At 68.9% G+C, this 8,304-nt stretch carries 7 protein-coding genes; all 7 read left to right on the forward strand.

From position 1 onward, the window contains the following. Window positions 1-58 precede the first annotated feature (58 nt). The 7 genes from ACFWP7_RS20605 (at window position 59) to ACFWP7_RS20635 (ending at window position 8,136) form a co-directional block, all read left to right on the forward strand. Complete coding sequence (locus tag ACFWP7_RS20605; protein ID WP_384382980.1) at window positions 59-979, forward strand: PfkB family carbohydrate kinase; 921 nt, start codon at window positions 59-61, stop codon at window positions 977-979. 67 nt (window positions 980-1,046) lie between these two features. Further along, window positions 1,047-2,036 carry a nucleoside phosphorylase gene (locus ACFWP7_RS20610; RefSeq protein ID WP_384382981.1) on the forward strand — a complete coding sequence of 330 codons (990 nt, stop codon included), beginning with the start codon at window positions 1,047-1,049 and terminating at the stop codon, window positions 2,034-2,036. 113 nt (window positions 2,037-2,149) lie between these two features. Next, the gene (locus ACFWP7_RS20615; RefSeq protein ID WP_384382982.1) at window positions 2,150-3,508 is read left to right on the forward strand and encodes an ABC transporter substrate-binding protein; all 1,359 of its coding nucleotides are present in this window, start codon (window positions 2,150-2,152) and stop codon (window positions 3,506-3,508) included. A gap of 79 nt (window positions 3,509-3,587) precedes the next feature. Then, on the forward strand, window positions 3,588-4,517 hold the full coding sequence (locus ACFWP7_RS20620) for a carbohydrate ABC transporter permease (RefSeq protein WP_384382983.1): 930 nt from the start codon (window positions 3,588-3,590) through the stop codon (window positions 4,515-4,517). Then, a complete protein-coding gene (locus ACFWP7_RS20625; protein ID WP_384382984.1) occupies window positions 4,514-5,338 on the forward strand; it encodes a carbohydrate ABC transporter permease in 825 nt (274 codons plus the stop codon). The genes ACFWP7_RS20620 and ACFWP7_RS20625 overlap by 4 nt, the downstream gene beginning before the upstream one ends. A gap of 1 nt (window position 5,339) precedes the next feature. Then, a complete protein-coding gene (locus ACFWP7_RS20630; RefSeq protein WP_384382985.1) occupies window positions 5,340-7,430 on the forward strand; it encodes an ADP-ribosylglycohydrolase family protein in 2,091 nt (696 codons plus the stop codon). 253 nt (window positions 7,431-7,683) lie between these two features. Further along, a complete protein-coding gene (locus tag ACFWP7_RS20635) occupies window positions 7,684-8,136 on the forward strand; it encodes a secondary thiamine-phosphate synthase enzyme YjbQ (RefSeq protein ID WP_384382986.1) in 453 nt (150 codons plus the stop codon). The last annotated feature ends 168 nt before the right edge of the window (window positions 8,137-8,304 follow it).

Genomic DNA, 8,304 nt, shown 5'->3' on the forward strand with positions numbered 1-8,304 from the left:
AGATTCAATGGGGGATGTCGAAACTCGGGGTAACGCAGAGGAACTCGGAGGAACGAGGGTGTCCCAGCGGCTCGTTGCGGTGTTCTCCCACGCGGTGACCGACGAGGTCTACACGGCTGACGGCACGCTGTCGGCCCGCGAGGTCGGCGGAGCCGGGGCGTACGCGGCCGTCGGGGCCGGCCTGGTGTCCGCGCCCTGGAGCACGGCCATCGTGTCGGGGGTCGGTGCATTGGACCGACGGCGACTGGGCGCGTGGTTCCGCCGGCGCGAGATCGACCCCGTGGGACTCTTCGAGGTCGGCGAGCACAGCCCGGTCACCCGTGTGCGCTATCGGGGCGACGGGGAGCGCGTGGAGGAGTCGGTACTGGGGGACGCCCACTTCGCCGCGCACACCCCCTTCCCCAGCCGGTGGCCGGTCGGTCAGGACCGGCTGGCGGGCGCCTATCTCTTCCACGGCACCGACGAGCGGTACTGGAGCGAGGTCGCCGCGCTGCGGCCACGATGGCGCGGCCCGGTCCTCTGGGAGATCGCCGCCGACGCCTGCACCCCGGCGGACCGAGCCCGGGTCACGGAGTTGGCAGGGCTCGTCGACGTACTGTCCCTCAACGCCGCCGAAGCCGCGGCCCTGACCGGCCGGCCCGACCCGCTCGACGCGCTGGCCCGGCTGCCGGGGAACGGCCTCGTGGTGGTCCTGCGGTGCGGCGCCGCCGGGTCACTGGTCCGGCACGGACGCAGGACCTGGCATGTGGGGACGGCGCCCGGACCCGTGATCGACCCGACCGGCGGCGGCAACGCCTACTCGGGAGCCTTCCTGGCCGCCTACGCCTCGACCGGCGACATCCCCGCCTCGGCGCGGGCCGCCGCGGCCGCCGCCTCGCGCACCATCGCGCAGTACGGCGCCCCGGGCGTCGGTCCCCTGGAGCGCGACGAGACCCGGCGCGCCGTCCGCGAAGTGACGGTGTCCGCGACCACCACGTGACGAAGGAGCAGACATGGCCGCTGGTGCAGGGACGGGTGCTGGAACAGGCGTAGGTGCTGATGCGGGCATGGCTGCTGAGGCACGCGGGGCCGCGGGAGCAGGCACCGGCGCTGAAACAGGCATGAGCGGGACGCCGGGCTCCGCAGCTTGGAACCCCGCCCGGATCTACGACGACTACGCCCTCGCCGGCCACCTGCCCCGCCGCGGGCTACTCCGGGACGGCAGGCCGGCGCTGTCCGGCATCGACCCGGGCCGGGTGGCCCGCTACGTGCTGGTGACCGTGCGCGATCCGCTCTGCGCGTACGACGAGGACCCGGCCGAGCAGATCGCGCGGCGGCTCGACAAGCCCGAGCGGATCGGCGACTCGGGGATGTTCACGACGTACTCCGGGTGCTGCGAGGGCGTGCCCGTGACCGTCGTCTCGGGCGGGAGCGGCTCCCCCGAGGCCGAGCTGATCATGCATGAGCTGCTGGAGTTCACCGAGGCGGACACCTTCGTACGGGTCGGCGGTTCCGGTGGCATCCACCCCCGAGCCCTTCCCGGAGATGTGGTGGTCACCACCGGGGTCGTACGGGACGAGGGGATGACCCGCGCCTACATTCCGGCGTCCTATCCGGCGGTCGCCCACCACGAAGTGGTCCTGGCGATGTCGCGGGCCGCCGTCGAACTCGGCTGCTCCTTCCATCAGGGCATCACCAGGTCGAGTGACTCCGACTTCTGCGGGGTGGGCCGCCCCGGAGCGGGAGGCTATTTCCAGCCATGGCATCTCAACATCCTCGAAACCTGGGCCCGGGCCGGCGTGCTCAACGGGGACCGGGAGTCCGCGGCCGTGGTGACACTCGCCGGGCTGTTCGGCAAGCGCGGTGGCTCGGTCTGCTCCGTCGCCGACAATGTCATTGCCAACAGGTCTTTCGTCGCCGGAGCCGGTCATGTGGCCGCCGTCGACGTCGCGTTGCGCGGCGTGGTCCAGCTCGCCCGTCTCGATGCGGCCAAGGATGCTTCGGGTGGTGGCCCCTGGGTGCCGGCCTCCTTCGAGGCAGTGTCCGAAACTCGTTGACACCGTCCAACAGTGGTCCTATGGTACTGAGATCAGTACCAATAACAACGAGGTTAGCGGTGCTCCTGACGGACCCGGAAGGGCCGGCGTGCGGTAGCGAAGGAGCTTGGTACATGAGCAGATCAGGGATCCGGGTACTCGGCGCGGGCCTGGCGGCGATGGCGGTCGTGCTCTCCGCGTGTTCCGGCGGCAGTTCCTCGGCCGCCGGTGGTCGTCAGACCCTCCAACTGTGGTTCTGGGGAGCGTCGCCGGACCAGCAGAAGACCATGAAATCGGTGCTCGTCGACGGGTTCGACAAGTCGCAGAGCAAGTACAACCTCGAAGTCACCTTCAACAGCGCGGTGGACAAGAACGTCCAGGTGGCGCTCTCCGCCAACAAAGGCCCCGACATCGTCTACGGATCGGGACCGTCCTTCTCCGCGGCCTACGCGGTCCAGGGCAAGCTTGCTGACATGACCCCGTACGCGGAGAAGTACGGGTGGAAGGACCGGATCCTGGCGCCGATGTACGACTCGGGAACCGTGAACGGCAAGCTCTACTCGCTGCCCAACTCGCTGGAGAACCTGGGGATCTTCTACAACAAGAAGGTCCTCGACCAACTGGGCGTCGGAGTGCCGACCACCTTCGCCGAGCTGACCGCGGACATGGACAAGGCCGCCAAGGCGGGCATGTACCCCTCGGTCACCGGCAACAAGGGCTGGAAGCCGGTCAACCAGAACTACATCTCGATGTTCCTGACCCATGTGGCGGGCGGCAAGGCCGTCTACGACGCGCTGCAGGGCAAGATCAAATGGACGGACCCGAAGATCGTCAAGGCGGTCGACGACTCCGCCGACTTCTACAAGAAGGGCTACCTCGGCGGGAAGGACTACGCGAATCTGAACTTCACGGAGTCCATGCAGCTGCTGGCCCAGGGCAAGTCGCCCTTCTTCTTCGGCCCCACGCTGGCCTTCCAGTTCGCCAGTGACTACTTCAACGACGCCGCCGGGAACACCTCGGACCTCGGCTTCGCCCCCTTCCCGAACGTCACCGCCGGTCTCCCCTCGCCCAGCGGGACGCTCGGCACCACGGCCTCATTGTCCATCAACGCCCACTCCCCGAACAAGGACGGGGCGGCCGAGGTGATCGACTACATGATGAGCGACAAGTTCGCGCAGGAGATGAACAAGACCTGGCCCGGTTACTGGGGCGTCCCGCTGAAGAACTGGGACCTCGACCCGGACTCGTACACCGGTCTGTCGAAGGAGTTCGTCCAGTCGGTCAAGGACACGGTCGACATGGTCAACACAGGTGACTACGGCTTCTTCGCAGGCACCTTCTTCCCGCCGGCCACCGCCACCGCCTTCACCGACGTGGACAGTGTCTGGCTCGGCACGGAGAGCACGACCGACTTCCTGAACAAGATCCAGTCGACCTTCGACGACGAGAAGGCCAAGGGTCTGGTGCCACCGGTGCCCGAACCCGCCGGGTAACGGTCCGTCCCCACCGACTCAGAACCGTCGGTTGCCGCGGGCCCAGCGCGCGGCAACCGACGCTCGGAGGAATGCGAGCATGACAGCTACGGCAACTCTGGCGCCCCACAGGGAAGGCCAGGCCCCGGCTCCGGACCACCGGGCCGGCCGCGCCTACCGACGCCGCCGGTCGCTGGTCAACCACCTGCTGGTCGCACCGGCCCTGCTCCTGTCGGTCCTGGTCGTCGTCGTACCCGGCGTCCTGACGGCGATGGCCGCCTTCACGGACTGGACCGGCGTCGGTTTCCACGCGAACTACGTCGGCCTGAGCAACTTCACCGACATCCTCGCCGACCCCGTCTTCACGACCGCGCTGAGCAACAACATCAAGTGGCTCGCCCTCTTCCTGACCCTCCCCGCGGTCATCGGCCTGCTCACCGCGTGGCTGCTGCTCCGCAGACGCCGCACGCGCACCTTCTACCAGGTCGTCTACCTCATGCCGTACGTCCTGGCACCGGTGGTCAACGCGATGGTGTGGCTGAGCATCATCTACAACCCCAACGGCGGTGTCACCGGGGTCCTGCACATCGACTCACCGCTCTCCAGCCTGCACGGAGCGATCTACGCTGCCGCAGCGGTCGACATGTGGCACTACTGGGGCTTCCTCGCCGTCGTCTACTTCGGCGCCATGCGGCAGACCCCGGTCGAGCAGGTGGAGGCGGCCATCGTCGACGGCGCGGGCTCCTGGCAGGTCTTCCGGCACGTCTATCTCCCCAGCATCCGCCCGACGTTGCTGCTCATGGGCGTGATGACGGTCATCTTCTCCTTCCTCGCCTTCGACTACGTCTACCTGCTCACCCAGGGCGGCCCCGCACACGGCAGCGAGGTGCTCGGCACCTATGCCTACGCCTTCGCGTTCTCCGCCTTCGAGTTCGGCAAGGCAGCCGCCGTCGGGCTCATCATGAGCTTCTTCGGACTGATCGCCTCGTGCGTCTACACCTGGATGAGCCGGAGGCAACTGTCGTCATGAGAAACCGACTCAAGGGCGTCCTGGCCCACTCCGTGCTCCTGGTCTTCGCCGCCACCGCCCTCTTCCCCCTTCTGCTGGTCGTGCTCAACAGCTTCAAGACCAACGCGGGCGTCACCGGCAGCCCGTTCGCGCTCCCCAAGTCGTTCAGCCTGTCCAACTTCGAAACCGCCTGGCAGTACGGCCAGTTCGGCACCGGATTCGTCAACAGCCTGCTGCTCACCGGGACGACGGTCGTCGTCGTACTGCTCTGCTCGTCGCTGGCCGGTTACGTGCTGGCCGGACAGAAGATCCGCATGTGGCCCGCCATCATGGTCTACCTGACCATGGCCATGACGGTGCCGATCCAGCTGTTCATCTTTCCGCTGTACGCCGGTGTCGCCGCCCTGGGGCTGCTCGACAACGTTTTCGCCGTCGGCGTGATCCTCGCCGCGATCAACATGCCGTTCGCGACCTTCCTGATGCGCACCTTCTTCCTCAACGTCCCCAAGGAACTCGAAGAGGCGGCACTGGTCGACGGCGTCAACATCTTCCAGCTCATCCACCGGGTCCTGCTGCCCGTCGTACGGCCCGGTCTGATCACCGTGGGGATCATCGTCGGCCTGAACGCCTGGAACGACTTCCTCATCTCCTCGACCTTCCTGCACGACCCCTCCGACCAGACCGTCACCCTGGGCTTCCTGTCGATGAACGGCACCTTCTCCACCCAGCTGGGGGCCATGATGGCGGGCGCCCTCATCCTCATCCTCCCGGTCCTCGGCGTCTTCATCGCCCTGCAGCGCTACGTCGTGGACGGCATGGCCGGCGGCGCGGTCAAGGGCTGACATGACGACACATCCCGTACGAGAGGCCCCTGTTCAGCGCGCGCGGTACGCCGAGCAGGTCTACGCCGGAGTCCTCGGCAAGATCATCGGTGTCTATCTCGGACGCCCCGTCGAAGGCTGGCCCTACCAGGACATCGCCGACCGGTTCGGAGAGGTCGGCCGGTACGTCAACGACGACCTGGGCGTCCCGCTGATCGTCGCCGACGACGACATCTCCGGCACCCTCGCCTTCGCCCGCGTCGTCCTCGACAACCCGGGCCGGACGATCGAGGCGGCCGACGTCGGCGACACCTGGCTGAACTACGTCATCGAGGACCGCACCATCCTGTGGTGGGGCGGCATGGGCCGGTCCACCGAGCACACCGCCTACCTCAACCTGCGCCGCGGCATACCGGCCCCGCGCAGCGGATCCATCGCCGTCAACGGCCGCACTCTCGCCGAGCAGATCGGCGCCCAGATCTTCAGCGACGCCTTCGGCCTGATGCACCCCGGCGACCCCGACCGCGCCGTCGCGCTGACCAGGACCGCCGCATCGGTCAGCCACGACGGCGACGCGCTCGAGTCGGCCGGACTGCTCGCCGCCATGCGCGCACTGGCCTTCGACGAGCCCGACCTCGACCGTCTCCTCGACGCCGGCACCGCCTACGTACGCTCCCCGGCGGTACGCCGCCTGCTGGACGACGTCCGCGCCAACTGCTCCGCCGCACACGACTGGCGCGACATCCGCGACTGGGTGGACCGGCACTACGGGTACGCCCGCTACCCGGGCCCCTGCCACGCCCTGTCCAACCTGGCGATGTCGCTCGGCGCGCTGCTCGGCGCCGGCGACAGTTTCCCCGACTCGGTGATGATCGCGTCGTCCGTCGGCTTCGACACCGACAGCAACGCCGGGACCGTGGGCTGCCTCAACGGCGTACGCCTCGGTCTCGACGCACTGAGCGAGGGCCCCGACCTGAGGACTCCCGCGGCGGACCGGCTCCTTGTCGTCACCTCCGACGGAGGGGAGTGCGTCAGCGACGCCACCCGCGAGGCCGACCGGATCCTGGCCTCCGCCGCCACTCTCGCCGGGGACGAACTCCCGCCGCCGTGGCCCCGGTTCACCTTCGCCTACCGCGGCTCGGTCCAGGGTTTCACCGCGTGTCCCTACCACCCGGGCGGCGACGTCCAGGGGACAGGGAACGGTCTGCGCGTCGAGCTCGGCGGTTCCCCCGAGGCGCTGACAAGGCACGTGTCCACACCCACGTTCCTCGACCCCGCCGAGACCAGCGGCAACTTCTCCACCCTCGCGAGCCCCACGCTCTACCCCGGCCAGACGCTGACCGCCCGCCTGTCCGCCGCGCACGACGGCACGAGCGTCCGCCCCTATTGCCTGTACGCCGACGGGGACCGGATCAGCACCGTCCTCGGCGAGGCACATCCACTGGGCCCTGTCCCTCGTATGGTCACCTGGCAGGTCCCTCCCGTCGACGGACGGGTCCCCTTCCGAGTCGGGTTCGCCTTCACCGGAACCGGTACCGAGGCGTTCCTGCACGAACTCGACTGGCGCGGCGCACCGGAGCGCTTCGAGCAGAGCGGCGTCCTGCTCTCCTCGATCTGGGACACCACGCCCCAGGCACTCGCGCCCTGGGTGAGCTCGGCGAAGAACTTCGAGGCCGACTTCGCCGTCACCTACTCCGTCTCCCACCCGGACACCCTCGGCGTCGTCACCACCGGCACCCGGGACTGGACCGACTACGCCGTCGCCAGCCGGCTCACCCTCTCCCTGCACGAGAGTGCCGGCCTGGTGGTCCGCAGCAGGGGCCACCGCCGCTTCTACGCCGGGGTCTTCACCGGCGGGGACCGGCTGCGCCTGCTGCACCAGCGCGACGGCGAACGCCGCGTCCTGGCCGAGACCCCGTTCCCGTACGACCGCGACCGCCCCTACGCGGTGGAACTGCGCTGTCGTGGCAGGGACCTGGAGCTGTCCGTCGACGGCAGCACCCTGCTCACCGGCATCACCGCCGACACCCTCGGCGGCGGCACCGGATTCCTCGTGGAGCGCGGCGCCGTCGCGGCCGACGGCGTACGCATCTCACGGCTTGCCGCGCCCTAGGCCCTGTCGTCACATTCCCGTCTGCCTCCCGACGCCATGCACGCCCTCTCGCCGCACCGGGCGCAGACCCAAGTACGTACGTCCAGTACGAGGGTCCACGCCCGGCACACCGAGAGCACGCACCTACTGCGACACAGGCTGCTGCCGCAGCGGGCGCGAGGCCGCCCTCCGGGCGACGACGGGAAGGTGACGACAGGACCTAGGCGGTACAGCGCGGTGAAGGACCAATGAAACGAACACGAAAGGCACATCGATGAGCACTCCCCCCACGATCGGCAAGTGGCAGCGCTTCAGCGTGAACACCAAGCCCGCCGACGGGTACGCCGCACCGGTCGGCTACACCGATCTCACTCCGCGGCTCAGGGACGCCGTCCCCCCGCAGCTGGGCGACGGGACGCTCACCGTCTACATCCCGCACACCACCTGCACGCTGATCCTCAACTCCGGTGTCGACGGCACCACGCTGCACGACATCCGGCTGTACATCGAGGGACAGATACCCGTGGACCGCCCCTTCGTCCACCTGCACGACGGACCGCAGGACGCGGCCGCGCACGTGCGGTGCGTGTTCGGTGCCCAGTCGCTGACTCTGCCGGTCGTCGACGGGCAGTTGGGGATCGGACACAGCCAGGGCATCTACCTCCTGGAGCTGGACGGGCCGCGCGACCGCACCGTCCAGTACGCCTTCTCCCGGTTCTCGCAGTGACGCTGGTCGGCGTCCACGGGGGCCTGTCGGTCGATCACCTGGTCACCGAACCCGCCGGGGCACGCTTCTCGTGCCCCGGCGGGCCCGCCCTGTTCGCCCCACAGGGGGCGCCGCACCTAAAACGCACCCACCTACCCCTGATCTTCCCCCTGCCCCCGGAAGCCCCCC

It is taken from the genome of Streptomyces sp. NPDC058470 (genome assembly GCF_042721055.1).
Classification (GTDB): Bacteria; Actinomycetota; Actinomycetes; order Streptomycetales; family Streptomycetaceae; genus Streptomyces.

Coding starts and splice junctions, on each gene's coding strand:
- ACFWP7_RS20610 (WP_384382981.1), top strand. CDS start 1,047: ATGGCTGCTGAGGCACGCGGGGCCGCGGGAGCAGGCACCGGCGCTGAA.
- ACFWP7_RS20615 (WP_384382982.1), top strand. CDS start 2,150: ATGAGCAGATCAGGGATCCGGGTACTCGGCGCGGGCCTGGCGGCGATG.
- ACFWP7_RS20620 (WP_384382983.1), top strand. CDS start 3,588: ATGACAGCTACGGCAACTCTGGCGCCCCACAGGGAAGGCCAGGCCCCG.
- ACFWP7_RS20625 (WP_384382984.1), top strand. CDS start 4,514: ATGAGAAACCGACTCAAGGGCGTCCTGGCCCACTCCGTGCTCCTGGTC.
- ACFWP7_RS20630 (WP_384382985.1), top strand. CDS start 5,340: ATGACGACACATCCCGTACGAGAGGCCCCTGTTCAGCGCGCGCGGTAC.
- ACFWP7_RS20635 (WP_384382986.1), top strand. CDS start 7,684: ATGAGCACTCCCCCCACGATCGGCAAGTGGCAGCGCTTCAGCGTGAAC.